We start from the raw sequence: 14,547 nt of genomic DNA, 5'->3' as shown, positions 1-14,547 counted from the left end.
CATCACCAGGTCCCTGCCCGGCAGGGCGGCCTTCAAGCCCACGGGGCCCGACAGGAAGTGCACGGTGGACAGGTCCACATCGCGCACGTCGTCCGCGCTGTCGTCGTTCTTGATGGCGCCGCCGGTCCAGTCGTAGGTCTCGAGCTTGAACTCCGCCCCAGGCTCCACCCACACGGCCATGGGGATGTCCGGGTGCCAGCGGTTGTGCACCTGGGGGTTGTCGTACGGCGACTGCTTGAGGTCCACCTTGATCAGGGTATCGGCCATGGTGTGTTGCTCCTTGGATGGTTGTGGAGGGAGGACGTAAGGGAAAAGAGAAGGCTCAGACGGAGAGGTAGGCCTTGATGCGCTGTTGGTCGGTGTCGGCCCGCGCGGTCTCGTGCACCAGCCGGCCGCCTTCGATGACGAACAGGCGGTCGGCCACGTCCATGGCGAACGAGAGCACCTGCTCGCTGACCACGATGGTGATCTGGCGCAGCTTGCGGATCTCGTTGAGCGCCTTGGCGATGTCCTTGATGATGGAGGGCTGGATGCCCTCGGTGGGCTCGTCGAGCAGCAGCACCTTGGGGTCGGTGACCAGCGCGCGCGCAATCGCCAGCTGCTGCTGCTGCCCGCCCGAGAGGTTGCCGCCCTTGCGCCGGCGCATGTCCCAGAGCACCGGGAACAGGGCGTAGATCTCGTCGGGGATCTCGCGCGTCTTCGAGTTCTCCAGGCCCGTCTGGATGTTCTCCTCCACCGTGAGGGTGGGAAAGATCATGCGGCCCTGGGGCACGTAGGCGATGCCCTTGGCCACGCGGCGAAAGCTCTCGTCGCGCGTCACTTCCTGGCCGGCCACTCGGATGCTGCCGCTCTTGGCCGGCATCACGCCCATGAGGCTCTTGAACAGCGTGGTCTTGCCCATGCCGTTGCGGCCCATGATGGCCACGGTCTCGTTGGCGCGGCCCGAGAACGAAATGCCGTGGAGGGCTTCGCTCTGGCCATAGGCGACGAACAGGTCCTTGACTTCCAACATAGGGTTGCTCCTTGGGGGTTCGGTCAGTGGCCGAGGTAGACGTCGATCACCTTGGGGTCGTTCTGGACCTTGTCCATCGAGCCCTCGGCCAGGATCTTTCCCTGGTGCATGACGGTGACCTTGTGCGCGATGCGCTTGACGAACTCCATGTCGTGCTCGATCACAATCACAGCGCGGTTCTTGCAGATGCGCTGCAGCAGCTCGGCCGTGAGCTCGCGCTCGCGCGCGCTCATGCCGGCGATGGGCTCGTCCAGCATCAGCAGCTCGGGCTCCTGCATGAGCAGCATGCCGATCTCCAGCCACTGCTTCTGGCCGTGCGAGAGCAGGCCGGCCTCGGTGTCGAGCTTGTCGCCCAGGCCGATGTCGTCGGCCACGGCCTGCACGCGCGCCTTCACCGCATCGGTGCAGCGAAAGGCCAGCGCGCCGAACACGGTGCGGCCCGAGGGGTAGGAGACCTCCAGGTTCTGGAAGACGGACAGGTTCTCGTAGATCGAGGGGGTCTGGAACTTGCGGCCGATGCCCAGGCGCACGCGCTTGTGCTCCGCCATGCGCGTGAGCTCCTCGTTCTTGAACTTGATGCTGCCGCCGGTGGCGCGCGTCTTGCCGCAGATCAGGTCCAACAGCGTGGTCTTGCCCGCGCCGTTGGGGCCGATGATCACGCGCAGCTCGTTCTTGTCCACGTACAGCGTAAGGGCGTCGATGGCCTTGAAACCGTCGAACGAGACCGTGAGGTCCTCCACGGCCAGGGCGAAGTCGGTGTTGCTCATGGGGTGTGCTCCGGGTGCGTGGTGCGCTCACTCAGGCGCGCTGGCTGCTGGTGCCTTCGGGAAGGCTCGGGACAGCGGCCTCGGTTTCGGCAACCGGCCGGCTGGGCGGAGCCACCGGGGGCCGCACCGCTGCCTGGCGCAGCGCTTCGCGGCGGCCCTTCCACCAGGGCACGACATGGCTCTCCCACAGGCCGGCCAGCCCCATGGGGAAGGCCATGGTCACGCCGATGAACAGGCCGGCCATGAGGAACAGCCACAGGTCCGGAAAGCTTTCGGAAAAGTAGGTCTTGCCGGCGTTCACCAGCAGCGCGCCGTAGACCGCGCCCACCAGGCTCATGCGCCCGCCGATGGCGGCGTAGATCACCATTTCGATGGAAGGCACGATGCCCACGAAGCTGGGCGACATGAAGCCCACCTGCAGCGAGAACAGCGCGCCGCCGATGCCCGAGAGCGCGGCCGCCAGGCAGAAGGTGAAGACCTTGAAGTTGGCCACGTCGTAGCCCGAGAAGCGCACGCGGTCTTCCTTGTCGCGCATGGCCAGGAGCAGGGTGCCGAGCTTGCTGGTCTGCACGAAGCGGCACAGCACGATGGCCAGCACCAGGAGCGCCACGCACACGTAGTACAGGATGTACTTGGCGCTGTCGGTGCGCGTGTCCCAGCCCCACAGGGTCTTGAGGTCGGTCATGCCGTTCACGCCGCCCGTGTAGCCTTGCTGGCCGATGATGAGCACCGTGCAGATCAGCGCCACGGCCTGGGTGATGATGGCGAAGTACACGCCGCCCACGCGGCGCTTGAACATGGCGAAGCTCACGATCCAGGCCAGCAGCGTGGGCACCACGATCACGGCCGCCAGCGCAAACGGCAGGCTCTTGAACGGCACCCAGAACGCGGGCAGCTCGGTGATCTGGTTCCAGTCCATGAAGTCGGGGATGCCGGGAGTGGACTGGATCTTGGTGCTCACCGGGTCCGAGGCTTCGAGCTTGAGGAACATGGCCATGGCATAGCCGCCCAGGCCGAAGAACACGCCCTGCCCCAGGCTGAGCACGCCGCCGTAGCCCCAGACCATGACCAGGCCGATGGCCACGAAGGCGTAGGTGAGGTACTTGCCCACGAGGTTCAGGCGGAAGATGTCGAGCGCGAGCGGCAGCACCACGGCCAGCAGCACGGTGAGCAGCACCAGGCTGGCGAGCTGGTAGCGCTGGATCCAGGCTTTGAGGGCATTCATGAAAGGACTCCGGTGAACTCAGGTGGGGATCGGCGAACGCTCAGCGGCGCACCTTGGAGGCGAACAGGCCCTGCGGCCGCACCATCAGGATCAGCACGATCAGGGACAGCGTGATCACCTTGGCCATGGAGCCGGCCAGGAAGAACTCGGTGATCGACTGCGTCTGCGCAATGCCGAAGGCCGAGACCACCGTGCCCAGCAGGCTGGCCGCGCCGCCGAAGGTGACGACCAGGAAGGCGTCGACGATGTAGAGCGAGCCAGAGGTCGGCCCGGTGGAACCGATGGTGGTGAAGGCCGCACCCGCCACACCGGCAATGCCGCAGCCGATGGCAAAGGTCAGGCGGTCGGTCTTCTTGGTGTCGATGCCGGTGGCGTTGGCCATCACGCGGTTGCTCACCGTGGCGCGCACCCTGAGGCCCCAGCGGCTCCTGTGCAGGGCCAGCAGCACGCCGCCCGTCACCACCACCGTGAGCCCCAGCACGAACATGCCGTTGATGGGGATATCGAGGCCCTCGACGGGCGCCCACGAGCCCAGCAGCCAGTCGGGCAAGGTGGGGCTGACCTCCTTGGGGCCGATGAAGGTGCGAAAGCACTGCTGCAGCGCCAGGCTGATGCCCCAGGTGGCCAGCAGCGTATCGAGCGGGCGCTTGTACAGGTGGCGTATCAGGCCCCATTCCACCAGCCAACCGGCGGCGAAGGCAAAGCCGAAGGCCGCCACGATGGCCACCGGAAAATAGTAGGCCACGAGCTGCGGCGCATGCGTGGACGCCAGCGTGGAGCCCAGGTAGATGGTGTAGGCGCCGATGGTCATGAACTCGCCATGCGCCATGTTGATCACGCCCATCTGCCCGAAGATGATGGCCAGCCCCAGGCCCATGAGCAGCAGCACGGCGAACAGGCTCAGGCCCGCAAAACCCTGCATGAGGCCGATGTTGAGCATTTCGGAAAAGTTCATGGGTGCCAGACTCCATTCACGGCAAACAAGGGGGCGGCCATGCAGCGGCCCGGCCTGGTGGGCCGGACGCTGCGGCGGAAGGGTTTACTGGTAGCCTTTAGGGAACGGGTCCGGCTTGATCAGCTCGGGCGATTCGGCGACGACCTTGAAACTCGCATCGGGCATGCCCACGGCGATGCGCGACTTGCTCCACAGGTGGTGGTTGGCGTCGAGCTTGACGTAGCCCTCGGGTGCGGTCTTGAGCTCGATGCCCGGCGAAGCGGCCACCACCTTGTCCACGTCGAAGCTCTTGGCCTTCTCGACTGCGGCCTTCCACAGCCAGGGCCCCAGGTAGCCGGCCTGCGTCACGTCGCCGATCACGGCGTCCTTGCCGTACTTGCCCTTGAAGGCGGCGACGAACTTCTTGTTGTTCTCGTTGTCCAGCGACTGGAAGTACTTCATCGACGAGTAGAAGCCCGCGAAGTTCTCGCCGCCCACGCCGGTCATCTCGTCCTCGGTGACCGAAAGCGTGACCAGGAGCTGCTTGTCACCCGTGATGCCGGCGGCCTTGAGCGCCTTGTAGAAGGCCACGTTGGAGCCCCCCACCACGGCAACGAACAGGCAGTCGGGCTTTTGCACCTTGATCTTGTTCATCAGCGAGCCAAAGTTGGTGCTGCCCAGCGGGTAGTACTCCTCGCCGACGATCTTGCCCTTCTGGAAGTTCTCCACATGCTTGCGCGCGATCTTCATCGAGGTGCGCGGCCAGATGTAGTCCGATCCGATCAGGAAGAAGGTCTTGGCCTTCTTCTCTGTCTTGGCCCAGTCCAGGCTGTACAGGATCTGCTGCGTGGCTTCCTGGCCGGTGTAGATCACATTCTTGGACTGCTCCAGGCCTTCGTAGAAGGTGGGGTAGTACAAGAGGCCGTTTTCCTTCTCGAACACGGGCAGCACGGCCTTGCGCGAGGCGCTGGTCCAGCAGCCGAACACCGCGGCGCAGTGGTCGTTGATGAGCAGCTTCTTGGACTTCTCGGCGAAGGTGGGCCAGTCGGAGGCACCGTCTTCCTTGATGACCTTGATCTTGCGGCCCAGCACGCCGCCCATGGCGTTGATCTGGTCGATGGCCAGTTGCTCGGCCTGGATGGAGCCGGTCTCGGAGATGGCCATGGTGCCGGTGGCCGAGTGCAGCTGGCCTACGGTGACTTCGGTGTCCGTCACGGCGAGCTTGGTGGTGTTGACCTGCGCCGTGGGCTGGGCAAAGGACCAGGCCGGCAGGCCGGCCATCGACGCGGCGCCCATGGCCTGCAGCAGGCGACGGCGGCCGGCGTCCGTGGATGGGTTGATGCCCACGGCATGCGGATCGGTGAGGTGCTTCATGGTGAAAACGCTCCTTGCTACAGACGGGTTGGGGTGGTGTGCGGCGCCGGCGGGTTGGGTGCCGCGCTGGGTTGAAGATTAGGGAGAACCCTTGTTCGCGCCCATACGTCAATTAACGTAGCTGGTGCGTAGGCGAACTGCGCATGCTTGCTTACGGCTAGAACGTTTCTTGCATGGGGCCCCCGCATGCCCTCCACCGCCGCCCCGTCCAGCGCCCCGCAGCCTGCACCGCAGACGATCTTTCGCTTCCGGCGCGAGTACAACGCCTGGGTGGCCGACGAGACCATGGAGGACTACGCGCTGCGCTACACCCCGAAGAGCTTTCGGCGCTGGAGCGAATTCCGCGTGGCCAACACGGCCTTCGGCTCGCTGTCCTTCCTGGCGCTGGAGGCCATTGGCGGCGCCATCGCGCTCAACTACGGCTTTTCCAACGCTATGTGGGCCATCCTCGCAGTGGGGGTGCTGATCTTTCTCACAGGGCTGCCCATCGCCTACTGCGCGGCACGCTACGGCCTCGACATGGACCTGCTCACGCGCGGCGCGGGCTTCGGCTACCTGGGCTCGACCATCACCTCGCTGATCTACGCGGTGTTCACCTTCATCTTCTTCGCGCTGGAGGCGGCCATCATGGCGCTGGCGCTGCAGATGGTGGTGGACTGGCCGCTGCAGTGGTGCTATGTGCTGTCGTCCCTGGTGATCCTGCCCATGGCCATGCGCGGCATCACGCTGATCTCCAAGCTGCAGGCCTGGACGCAGCCGCTGTGGCTGTTCCTGCTGCTGTTGCCCTTTGTGTGGATCGCGCTCACGCAACCGCAGCTGTACCGCGACTTCGCAGGCCTGTCGGGCCTCAAGAGCGGCAGCAGCCAGTTCGACGCCCTGATGTTCGGCGCGGCCGGCACGGTGATCTTCTCGCTGGTGGTGCAGATCGGCGAGCAGGTGGACTTCCTGCGCTTTCTGCCCGAGCGCACGGCCGCCAACCGCTGGCGCTGGTGGGGCGCGGTGCTGGTGGCCGGCCCGGGCTGGATCGTGATGGGTATGCTCAAGATGGCGGGCGGCGCCTTCCTGGCCTTCGCGGCGCTGCAGTTCGAGGTCGGCGCCAGCCGCGCGGCCGAGCCCACGCAGATGTTCCTCGCCGGCTTCCACCAGGTCATGCAGGCGCTGGGTCTGCCAGGCCTGGCCGTGGCGGTCACTGTGCTGTTCGTCGTGGTCTCGCAGATCAAGATCAACCTGACCAATGCGTATGCGGGATCGCTCGCCTGGTCCAACTTCTTCGCGCGCATCACGCGCAGCCACCCGGGGCGCGTGGTGTGGCTGGTGTTCAACGTGGGCATTGCCACGCTGCTCATGACGCTTGGGGTGTTCGGCGCGCTGGAGAAGGTGCTCGCGGTCTACAGCAACGTGGCCATCGCCTGGGTGGGGGCGCTGGTGGCCGACCTGGTGATCAACAAGCCGCTCGGCCTGTCGCCACCGGGCATCGAGTTCCGGCGCGCCCACCTGTACGACTTCAACCCCGTGGGCCTGGGTGCCATGGTGCTGGCGGCGGCGGTGGCCTGCTGCGCCTATGCAGGCCTGTTCGGCGAGATGGCGGCGGCGTTCTCGCCCTTCATTGCACTGGTGCTGTCGATGGCACTGGCCCCGCTGCTGGCCTGGGCCACCAAGGGGCGCTACTACCTGGCGCGCCAGCCCGACACCACCTGGCAGCCTGGCGAGGCCGTGCGCTGCACGGTCTGCGAGAACCAGTTCGAGTCCGAGGACATGGCGCGCTGCCCGGCTTATGGCGCGGCGATTTGCTCGCTGTGCTGCTCTCTCGAATCGCGCTGCCACGACCGCTGCAAGACCGGCTCGCGCGCCACCGACCAGCTGCGCGCCGTGGCCGCGCTGCTGCTGCCGCGCCACTGGGCGGCCAAGGTCAACTTCCGCATGGGCCAGTACCTGATGGTGAGCGTGGTGCTGTGCGCGGTGCTGGCCTTCCTGCTCGGCGTGGTGTATGTGCAGGAGAGCCTGGAGACGCCGGCGCAGTTTCTGCGCATGCCCTTTTTCAAGGTGTTCGCGCTGCTGGCGCTGTTCGCCGCCGTGTGCGCCTGGTGGGTGGTGCTGAGCACCGACAGCCGGCGCATGGCACAGGACGAGTCGGAGCGCCAGACGCAGCTGCTGCTGCAGGAGATCGAGGCACACAAGCGCACCGATGCCGAGCTGCAGGCCGCCAAGGACCAGGCCGACGCCGCCAGCCTGGCCAAGACACGCTACGTGGCCGGCATGACGCACGAGCTGCGCTCGCCGCTCAACAGCATCCTCGGGTACACGCAGATCCTGCTCAAGAACCCGCAGACCGAGGGCTGGCTGCGCGAGAGCCTCTCCACCATCCAGCACAGCGGCCAGCACATGCATGCGCTGATCGATGGCTCGCTGGAGCTGGCACGCATCGAGGCCGGCCGCCTGCGCCTGGACCTGGCGCCCCTGCCCCTGCCCGAACTGGTGCAGAACGTGGAGGGCATGCTGCGCCCGCAGGCCGAGGCCCGGGGCCTGCGCTTCGTGGTGCAGACCGAAGGCAGCATGCCCGGCTGGATACGCGCGGACGCCAAGCGGCTGCGCCAGATCCTGATCAACCTGCTGTCCAACGCGGTGCGCTTCACCGAGCGCGGCGAGGTGCGGCTGCGCATGGACTTTCGCCCGCATGTCTCGCGCATCGAGGTCATCGACACCGGCATCGGTATCGAGCCGCAGGACCTGGAGCGCATCTTCTTGCCCTTCGAGCGCGGCAGCGCCGGCCGGCGCGCGCGCGAAGCCGGCACCGGCCTGGGCCTGACCATCACGCACCTGCTTACCCAGCTCATGGGCGGCGAGCTCACGGTGGCCAGTACGCCGGGCCGGGGCAGCACCTTCACCGTGCGCCTGTACCTGCCCGGCATCTCTCCCGACCCGGCGTGGCGCCCGGCCCACATGGCGGCGCTGCGCCCGGTGATCGGGCACATCGGCCCGCGCCGCACCTTGCTGGTGGTGGACGACCAGCCGCTGCAGCGCCAACTGCTGGCCGGCCTGCTGGTGCCGCTGGGCTTCATCGTGCGCGAGGCGGCCAGCGGGCGCGAGTGCGTGGAGATCGTGCGCCAGGGCCCGCCCGACCTGGTGCTGCTCGACATCTCCATGGACGACCTGGACGGCTGGCAGACCGCCGCGCTGCTGCGCACGCTGGCCCCGGCCGAGCAGTTGCCCATCGTCTTCGTCTCGGCCAACCAGTTCGACCACGAGCCCGGGCGCCTGGCCGCCGTGCAGGTGCAGGGCTTCGTGGGCAAGCCGGTGGTCGAGTCGGAGCTGCTGCGCGCGCTGCAGGCCGCGCTGCACCTCGAATGGGTGCATGACAACACCCCACAGCCTGCGCTGGCCGCCACGGCACTGGCAGGTGCCAGCCCGGCCGCACCCACCACTTTGCCGCAGGCGCTGCGCGACGACCTCACCCGCCTGGCGCGCCAGGGCCAGGCCGCTGCCGTGCGCGAAATGCTGCGCCGGGCGCGCACCGAACTGCCGCCCCAGCATGCCCAGGCGCTGGCCCTGCTGCAGGCCTGCGCGGACCGTTTCGATTTCGAGGCCCTGGCCCTGCACCTTCGGGAACCCGACCATGACGCCATCCATTGAAGACGCCCCATCCGCTGTTTCCCACGCTGCCGCACCGGCCCCCGGCCAGCGCGTCATCCTGGTGGTGGACGACGCCCTGGACACCTTGCGCATGCTCTGCGACGCGCTCGCGGCCGAAGGCTACGCCGTGCTGGCCGCCCGCGACGCCGAAGAGGCGCTGCAGCGCTTCGACATGGTGGTGCCCGACGGGGTGCTGCTCGATGCCGTGATGCCCGGCATCGACGGCTTCGCGCTGTGCCGCCAACTCAAGGCCACGCCACCCTGGTCGCACGTGCCCATTGTGTTCATGACGGGGCTGTCGGACACGGCGCAGATCCTGCACGGCTTTGCCAGCGGCGGCGTGGACTACGTGGTCAAGCCGCTGCGCATCCCCGAGGTGCTGGCGCGGCTTGCCACCCATGTGCGCAATGCCCAGGCCACGCGCCTGGCGCGCGAGGCGGTGGACGTGGCCGGGCTGGGGGTGGTGGTGCTCGACGGCCAGGGCCGTGTGGCCTGGCGCTCACCCCAGGCCACGCGCTGGCTGGAAGATGCCTTCGCCCAGGCCGAGGCCCCTGCGGAGTTGGCCGCCGCCTGGCTGGTGCAGGCGCAGCGCGAGGGCGAACAGACCCTGGCCCTGGCCGACGGCCGCCAACTGCTGGCCCGGCACATGGGCGCCAGCGGCCTGGCCGAATCCATGCTGCTGCTCAGCCATGCGCGGCCCGAGGCCGCATCACCACGCCATCTTCAGCAGGTGGCGCTGACCCCGCGCGAGACCGAGGTGCTCTCGTGGCTCACCAAGGGCAAGACCAACCGCGACATCGCCGACATCCTGGGCATGAGCCCGCGCACGGTGAACAAGCACCTGGAGCACATCTTCGAGAAGCTGGGGGTGGAGACGCGCACCGCAGCGGCGGCCATCGCGGGCCAGCTGCTGCAGGGCTGAAGCATTCGCGGACCCGCAGGTGGTCCGGCGAAAGGCGGGGACTTATTTCATGCCGAAGACGATGATGGCGGTAACGGCCACGACCCCGATGACGACCAGGCCGACCACCTGCACGATCATCTCGGCGCGAATAAGGTTGACCCAGAAGCCACCACCCGCAGGCGGCGATGGTTTCTTATCCTGGTTTTGATCCATGCAAGCTCCTTGATTGACTGTTTTCAGTCTAAGCAGCCTCTGCATCCCCCAGGTAACAAAGCGCACATTGCGTGCAGGTCAGACCTGCGCAGCCCCTTGTGCACTGGCGGGCAGGCCGAACACCTGGTCGAACACCCAGTTGAAGACAAAGGTGTAGCACAGGAAGAAGACGATCATGCCGATGTCCATCACCAGCGCCTGCCACAGGCTGATGCTGAACCACCAGGCGAAGATCGGCACCAGGGTGACGACCAGGCCCATCTCGAAGCTGATGGCATGCACCACCCGGCGCCTGGTGCTGCGTCCGCGCACTTCCTGGCGCGATTCCCAGCGCTCGAAGGCCCAGTTGAACACCAGGTTCCAGACCACGGCGATCAGCGCGGCGACGGCGGCGATCACGCCGGCATGCGCGGCACCCTGGCCCGTGAGAAAAGCCAGCCCCGCCGTGGCGGCGAAGATGGCGATGAGCTCGTACAGCGTGACATAGACGACCCGGCGCTTGACGCCCTGCAGGCCGACGGCAGCCTGCGGTGCTGCCAGGTGAGTGGTGGTGTTCTGCGATTCCATGGGCAAGACTTTATATGTCCATGGCTGATATAAAAAGTTAGCTTGTATCAGTTTTTCTGATAGATTGGGACGTGGCTTTCTCTTCAGACAACATTCAGGTCTTCCTGTCCGTGCTGGACCAGGGCTCGTTCTCTGCGGCCGCGCGCAGCCTGTCGCGTGTGCCCTCGGCCGTGAGCATGGCCATCGCCCACCTGGAGGCGGAACTGGACATGCCGCTGTTCGACCGCAGCGGGCGCGAGCCCCGGCCCACGGCCGCGGCACGCGCGCTGGAGCCGCAGGCCCGCCTGCTGGCCGGGCAACTGCAGCAGCTCAACGCCCAGGCGCTGGCGCTGACCCAGGGGCTGGAGGAACGGCTCACGGTGGCCATTGCGCCAGAGTTGCTGGCCTCGCGCTGGACCGAGCCGATCGCCGCGCTGGCGCGCGAGTACCCGCTCTTGCAGGTGGAGGTGCTGGCCGCACCCCAGGTCGATGCGCTGGAGCTGCTGCACACCGGGCGTGCCCAGCTGGCCCTGGTGTTCGAGCGCCCCAGCATCGACGGGCGCGAGGGCTTCCAGGAGGTGGGCAGCGAAACCCTGGTCGCGGTGATGGCGCCCGACCACCCGGTGCTGCAGGCGGCCCGCACCGCAGCGCAGGCCCGGGGCGAGGCAACGGCGCAAGCCCAGTTGCGCGAGGAGCACCTCACGAGCACGCGGCAGATCGTGGTGGCCAGCCGCGACCTGGCGCAGATCGACCGGCGCTTCGTCTTTGCGCGCCACCACTGGCGCACCGACAACCACCTGGCGGCGCTGGGCCTGATCGAGGCCGGCCTGGGCTGGGGATGGCAGCCGCGCGCGCTGGTGCAACCGCGCATCGATGCCGGCACGCTGGTCGAGATGCCCTTCGAGAACCTGAGCAACGGTACCGCCCTGTGGGTGGATGTGGTCTGGTCCAAGGAGCGGCCGCTGGGCCTGGGCGCGCGCCGCTTCGTGCAGCTGATGTCGCACGACGCGCACGGCGCCGGTCACCCACCTGCGGACACCTGCTCCGCCAGCGCGCCGGCCTGAACCGGAACCCTGCGCAGGAATTCGCGCGATTCGCCGTCCTCGGGCACCCACAGGCGCTCGCCCAGCCCTGCATCCGCAGCCAGGGCCCGCAGGCCGGCGCGCGTGGTGGGGCAGTGGTCCAGCGCCTCCAGGTGGTTGGCGACCACCGTGCCCGGCGCCAGCCCGCAGGCGCCCAGCACGTCGCGCCCGTCCATCAGGATCTCGCCGCCCAGGTCGAAGCGCGCACCGCCCGCGGGCAGCACGGCCACATCGGGCCGCAGCCGCGTGAGGCAGTCGCGCACCTCGGGCGTCAACACCGTGTCGCCCGCGATGTAGACGCTGGGCTCGCCCGGCATCTCGATGAGGTAGCCGTGCCCATGCTCCATGAGCCGCCCGACCCAGCCATGGCCGTGCACGCAGGCCACCGGTGTGATGTGGCCGGTGCCCAGAAAAGGCTGCCGCCCCGGCCCGGCCAGCGGCTGCACCACGATGCCGCGCGCCGCCAGGTAGGCCGCATCGCGCGGCATGCAGGCCACGGGGATGGCGCGCTCGCGCAGCAGGCGCTTGCCCGCGCGGTCCAGGTGGTCGAAGTGACCGCGCTGGCAGTGGGTGATGAGGGCATGCGTCACGCGGGACAACACGGCGTCGCTGCCGTCGGGCAGGTCCACCAGGGGGTTGCGCCGCCGCTGCCCGCCCAGGTAGCGCAGGGTGGGCAGGGCCCCCTGTGGCGCCAGCATGGGGTCGACGAGCAGGGCCACGGGCCTTGCTCCGGCAGCAAATTCAAGGACGATGGTGGCATTGCGCAGCTGGGTGATCTTCATGGGGTGGCCATAAGGAGGGGGTTGAGACGCCCCATTGTTCGAAAGCACGGCCTTGGCGAGAATGGCTGATTCAGACAATTTCTTTGCATTCCATGCCAACCCCTGCGGTGCGTCCCTTGCGCCTGGCGCTGTTGCTCTACGAAGGCTGCATGCCTGCCGGCCTGTTCGCCGCGGCCGACCTGGCGCGCGCGGCCAACCTGCGCACCGGCCGGCCGCTGTTCGAGGTGCAATGGGTCGGCCTTGCGGCCCAGCCCGTGCCCACCTGGCAGGGCCCGGCACTGCTGCCCACGGCGTCGCTGGACCGCACCGAGACCGATGCCCTGCTGGTGCCGGGGCTGTGGCTGTCCTCCCCGGCCAGCCTGCGCGGGCAGCTGCAGCCCCTGCAGCCCCTGGTGCGGGCCCTGGCCGGCCTGCCCCGCAGCACGCAGCTGTGGAGCTACTGCGCAGGCGTGCTGCTGCTGGCCGCCAGCGGCCGGCTCGATGGGCATCCCGCAACAGCCACCTGGTGGCTGCAGTCTGCGCTGGAGCAGGAATTCCCTGCGGTGGCCTGGCGCTTCGACGAGCCCCTGGTTGCCCAGGGCCGGTACACCACGGCGGCCGGCGCCAACGTCCACCTGCCGCTGATGCTGCATGCCCTGTCCCAGCGCCTGTCCCCCGCCGCCGTGCAGGACCTGCAGGAGGTGCTGATGCTGCCGCGCCCGCGCACCAGCCATCCCGCCTTTGCGGGGGTGGACCTGATGTCGCAGGACGACCCCGGGCTGCGCGGCGCCCTGCTGTGGGTGCAGCGCCAACCCGCGCAGGGCCTCACCCTGGCCAGCCTGGCGGCGGCCATGCACCTGTCCACGCGCACCCTGGCACGGCGGGTCCATTCCCGCACGGGCCTGTCTGCGGCACACTGGATGCGCCGCATCAAGCTGCGGCAGGCCAGCGAGGCGCTGTGCCAGACCCGCCACCCGCTCAAGCGCATCGCCCAGGATCTGGGCTTTGCGAGCGAGGCCGGCCTGCACCGCGCCTTTACCCAGGCCACGGGGCAGACGCCCCTGGCCTACCGCATGGCCCACGGGCAACCGATGGGATGAACAACGCACGCAACCGGAGATGAGCACCATGACCCAACCCTTCCAGAGCAGCACCAAAGCCCTTGCCGAACGCTGGGCTGCTTGGCAACCCAAGGCCGGCGCCAGGAAAGGCAAGGCAGGCTCGCTGGCCGACTGGGACCCTGCGGCCAAACCCTTCTCGCTGGGCAGCAAGGCGCAGGACAAGGCCGCAGTGGAAGCCCTGGCCCTGGAACTCGACGAGCTGCAGAACCTGTTCTACGCCGACCGGCGCTACAAGCTGCTGGTGGTGCTGCAGGGCACCGACACCTCGGGCAAGGACGGCACCATCCGCGGCGTGTTCGGGCGCATGAGCGCTTTAGGCGTTCGCACCGTGGGCTGGAAGGCGCCCACCGAGACCGAGCGCGCGCACGACTACCTGTGGCGCATCCACCAGCAGGTGCCGCAGGACGGCGAGATCACGGTGTTCAACCGCAGCCACTATGAGGACGTGCTCGTCCCGGTGGTCAATGGCTGGATCACGCCCGAGCAGCAGCAACAGCGCTTGGCCCACATCAACGACTTCGAGCGCATGCTCAGCGAGACGGGCACCATCGTGCTCAAGTTCCTCCTGCACATCAGCCCCGAAGAGCAGCGCCTGCGCCTGCAGGAGCGCCTGGACGACCCGGCCAAGCATTGGAAGTTCAGCATGGGCGACATCGAGGTGCGCAAGCAGTGGAAGGACTATCGCCGGGCCTACGACACCCTGCTGGCCGCCACGCATACCCCCTGGGCGCCCTGGACCATCGTGCCGGCCGACTCCAAGACGCACCGCAACCTGATGATCGCCACGGTGCTGCGCCAGGTACTGCAGAACCTGGAGCTGCGCTACCCGCCCGGTGATCCGCAGTTGGCCGGCTTCAAGGTGGAGTGAGTTCTGCAGGCTGAGCAACCCCCTTGTGGAAAGGCCTGAGGGGTGCCGGAAGGGGGTTCGGCAGATTATGCATCAGGCGCATAACCCTGTAACACTATGGCCTTGGACAG

General features: G+C 67.8%; 14 protein-coding genes. 5 read left to right on the top strand and 9 right to left on the bottom strand.

What is annotated here, in order from left to right; all coding sequences use genetic code 11:
* The 6 genes from ACK59X_RS27640 to urtA form a co-directional block, all read right to left on the bottom strand.
* Positions 1 to 267: acetamidase/formamidase family protein (locus ACK59X_RS27640; RefSeq protein ID WP_409961721.1), on the bottom strand; the 267-nt coding region annotated here is incomplete at its 3' end.
* A 55-nt stretch (positions 268 to 322) separates the two neighbouring features.
* Positions 323 to 1,012, bottom strand: a complete 690-nt coding sequence (gene urtE / locus ACK59X_RS27635) for an urea ABC transporter ATP-binding subunit UrtE (RefSeq protein ID WP_409961720.1) — start codon at positions 1,010 to 1,012, stop codon at positions 323 to 325.
* A gap of 23 nt (positions 1,013 to 1,035) precedes the next feature.
* Positions 1,036 to 1,779, bottom strand: coding sequence for an urea ABC transporter ATP-binding protein UrtD (gene urtD / locus ACK59X_RS27630; RefSeq protein ID WP_409961719.1), 744 nt, complete (start codon positions 1,777 to 1,779; stop codon positions 1,036 to 1,038).
* 31 nt (positions 1,780 to 1,810) lie between these two features.
* The gene (gene urtC, locus ACK59X_RS27625; RefSeq protein WP_409961718.1) at positions 1,811 to 3,004 is read right to left on the bottom strand and encodes an urea ABC transporter permease subunit UrtC; all 1,194 of its coding nucleotides are present in this window, start codon (positions 3,002 to 3,004) and stop codon (positions 1,811 to 1,813) included.
* A gap of 40 nt (positions 3,005 to 3,044) precedes the next feature.
* Positions 3,045 to 3,959 carry an urea ABC transporter permease subunit UrtB gene (gene urtB, locus ACK59X_RS27620; protein ID WP_409961717.1) on the bottom strand — a complete coding sequence of 305 codons (915 nt, stop codon included), beginning with the start codon at positions 3,957 to 3,959 and terminating at the stop codon, positions 3,045 to 3,047.
* A gap of 84 nt (positions 3,960 to 4,043) precedes the next feature.
* Entirely contained in the window at positions 4,044 to 5,312 is a 1,269-nt protein-coding gene (gene urtA / locus ACK59X_RS27615) for an urea ABC transporter substrate-binding protein (RefSeq protein WP_409961716.1), read from the bottom strand.
* A gap of 186 nt (positions 5,313 to 5,498) precedes the next feature.
* Between urtA and ACK59X_RS27610 the strand changes: the two genes are divergently transcribed.
* Together ACK59X_RS27610 and ACK59X_RS27605 are read left to right on the top strand one after the other, a co-directional pair.
* On the top strand, positions 5,499 to 8,942 hold the full coding sequence (locus tag ACK59X_RS27610; RefSeq protein WP_409961715.1) for an ATP-binding protein: 3,444 nt from the start codon (positions 5,499 to 5,501) through the stop codon (positions 8,940 to 8,942).
* A complete protein-coding gene (locus ACK59X_RS27605) occupies positions 8,926 to 9,864 on the top strand; it encodes a response regulator (protein WP_409961714.1) in 939 nt (312 codons plus the stop codon). Before ACK59X_RS27610 ends, ACK59X_RS27605 begins: the two co-directional genes overlap by 17 nt.
* A gap of 42 nt (positions 9,865 to 9,906) precedes the next feature.
* On the opposite strand, the gene ACK59X_RS27600 is transcribed toward ACK59X_RS27605, so the two are convergent.
* Positions 9,907 to 10,059 carry a hypothetical protein gene (locus tag ACK59X_RS27600; RefSeq protein ID WP_409961713.1) on the bottom strand — a complete coding sequence of 51 codons (153 nt, stop codon included), beginning with the start codon at positions 10,057 to 10,059 and terminating at the stop codon, positions 9,907 to 9,909.
* A gap of 78 nt (positions 10,060 to 10,137) precedes the next feature.
* Entirely contained in the window at positions 10,138 to 10,626 is a 489-nt protein-coding gene (locus ACK59X_RS27595; protein WP_409961712.1) for a PACE efflux transporter, read from the bottom strand.
* Between the two features lie 71 nt (positions 10,627 to 10,697).
* On the opposite strand from ACK59X_RS27595, the gene ACK59X_RS27590 reads away from it, so the two are divergent.
* Positions 10,698 to 11,669 (top strand): LysR family transcriptional regulator, encoded by a 972-nt coding sequence (locus ACK59X_RS27590; protein WP_409961711.1) that lies wholly within the window; start codon positions 10,698 to 10,700, stop codon positions 11,667 to 11,669.
* Here ACK59X_RS27590 and ACK59X_RS27585 read toward each other — a convergent pair.
* Positions 11,627 to 12,469, bottom strand: a complete 843-nt coding sequence (locus tag ACK59X_RS27585; protein ID WP_409961710.1) for an MBL fold metallo-hydrolase — start codon at positions 12,467 to 12,469, stop codon at positions 11,627 to 11,629. The two genes, ACK59X_RS27590 and ACK59X_RS27585, sit on opposite strands and share 43 nt — an antisense overlap.
* Before the next feature lie 92 nt (positions 12,470 to 12,561).
* Here ACK59X_RS27585 and ACK59X_RS27580 point away from each other — a divergent pair, with 92 nt between their 5' ends.
* Entirely contained in the window at positions 12,562 to 13,548 is a 987-nt protein-coding gene (locus ACK59X_RS27580; RefSeq protein ID WP_409961709.1) for a GlxA family transcriptional regulator, read from the top strand.
* Between the two features lie 28 nt (positions 13,549 to 13,576).
* On the top strand, positions 13,577 to 14,437 hold the full coding sequence (locus ACK59X_RS27575) for a PPK2 family polyphosphate kinase (RefSeq protein WP_409961708.1): 861 nt from the start codon (positions 13,577 to 13,579) through the stop codon (positions 14,435 to 14,437).
* The last annotated feature ends 110 nt before the right edge of the window (positions 14,438 to 14,547 follow it).

This window comes from Acidovorax sp. (genome assembly GCF_046339755.1).
In the GTDB taxonomy this organism is placed as follows: domain Bacteria; phylum Pseudomonadota; class Gammaproteobacteria; order Burkholderiales; family Burkholderiaceae_C; genus Acidovorax.
Note: the sequence above shows the minus strand (reverse complement) of the source record. Positions and strands in the feature narration are given on the sequence as shown.

Coding starts and splice junctions, on each gene's coding strand:
- urtA (WP_409961716.1), bottom strand. CDS start 5,312: ATGAAGCACCTCACCGATCCGCATGCCGTGGGCATCAACCCATCCACG.
- ACK59X_RS27605 (WP_409961714.1), top strand. CDS start 8,926: ATGACGCCATCCATTGAAGACGCCCCATCCGCTGTTTCCCACGCTGCC.
- ACK59X_RS27575 (WP_409961708.1), top strand. CDS start 13,577: ATGACCCAACCCTTCCAGAGCAGCACCAAAGCCCTTGCCGAACGCTGG.
- ACK59X_RS27600 (WP_409961713.1), bottom strand. CDS start 10,059: ATGGATCAAAACCAGGATAAGAAACCATCGCCGCCTGCGGGTGGTGGC.
- urtD (WP_409961719.1), bottom strand. CDS start 1,779: ATGAGCAACACCGACTTCGCCCTGGCCGTGGAGGACCTCACGGTCTCG.
- urtB (WP_409961717.1), bottom strand. CDS start 3,959: ATGAACTTTTCCGAAATGCTCAACATCGGCCTCATGCAGGGTTTTGCG.
- urtC (WP_409961718.1), bottom strand. CDS start 3,004: ATGAATGCCCTCAAAGCCTGGATCCAGCGCTACCAGCTCGCCAGCCTG.
- ACK59X_RS27585 (WP_409961710.1), bottom strand. CDS start 12,469: ATGAAGATCACCCAGCTGCGCAATGCCACCATCGTCCTTGAATTTGCT.
- urtE (WP_409961720.1), bottom strand. CDS start 1,012: ATGTTGGAAGTCAAGGACCTGTTCGTCGCCTATGGCCAGAGCGAAGCC.
- ACK59X_RS27610 (WP_409961715.1), top strand. CDS start 5,499: ATGCCCTCCACCGCCGCCCCGTCCAGCGCCCCGCAGCCTGCACCGCAG.
- ACK59X_RS27595 (WP_409961712.1), bottom strand. CDS start 10,626: ATGGAATCGCAGAACACCACCACTCACCTGGCAGCACCGCAGGCTGCC.
- ACK59X_RS27580 (WP_409961709.1), top strand. CDS start 12,562: ATGCCAACCCCTGCGGTGCGTCCCTTGCGCCTGGCGCTGTTGCTCTAC.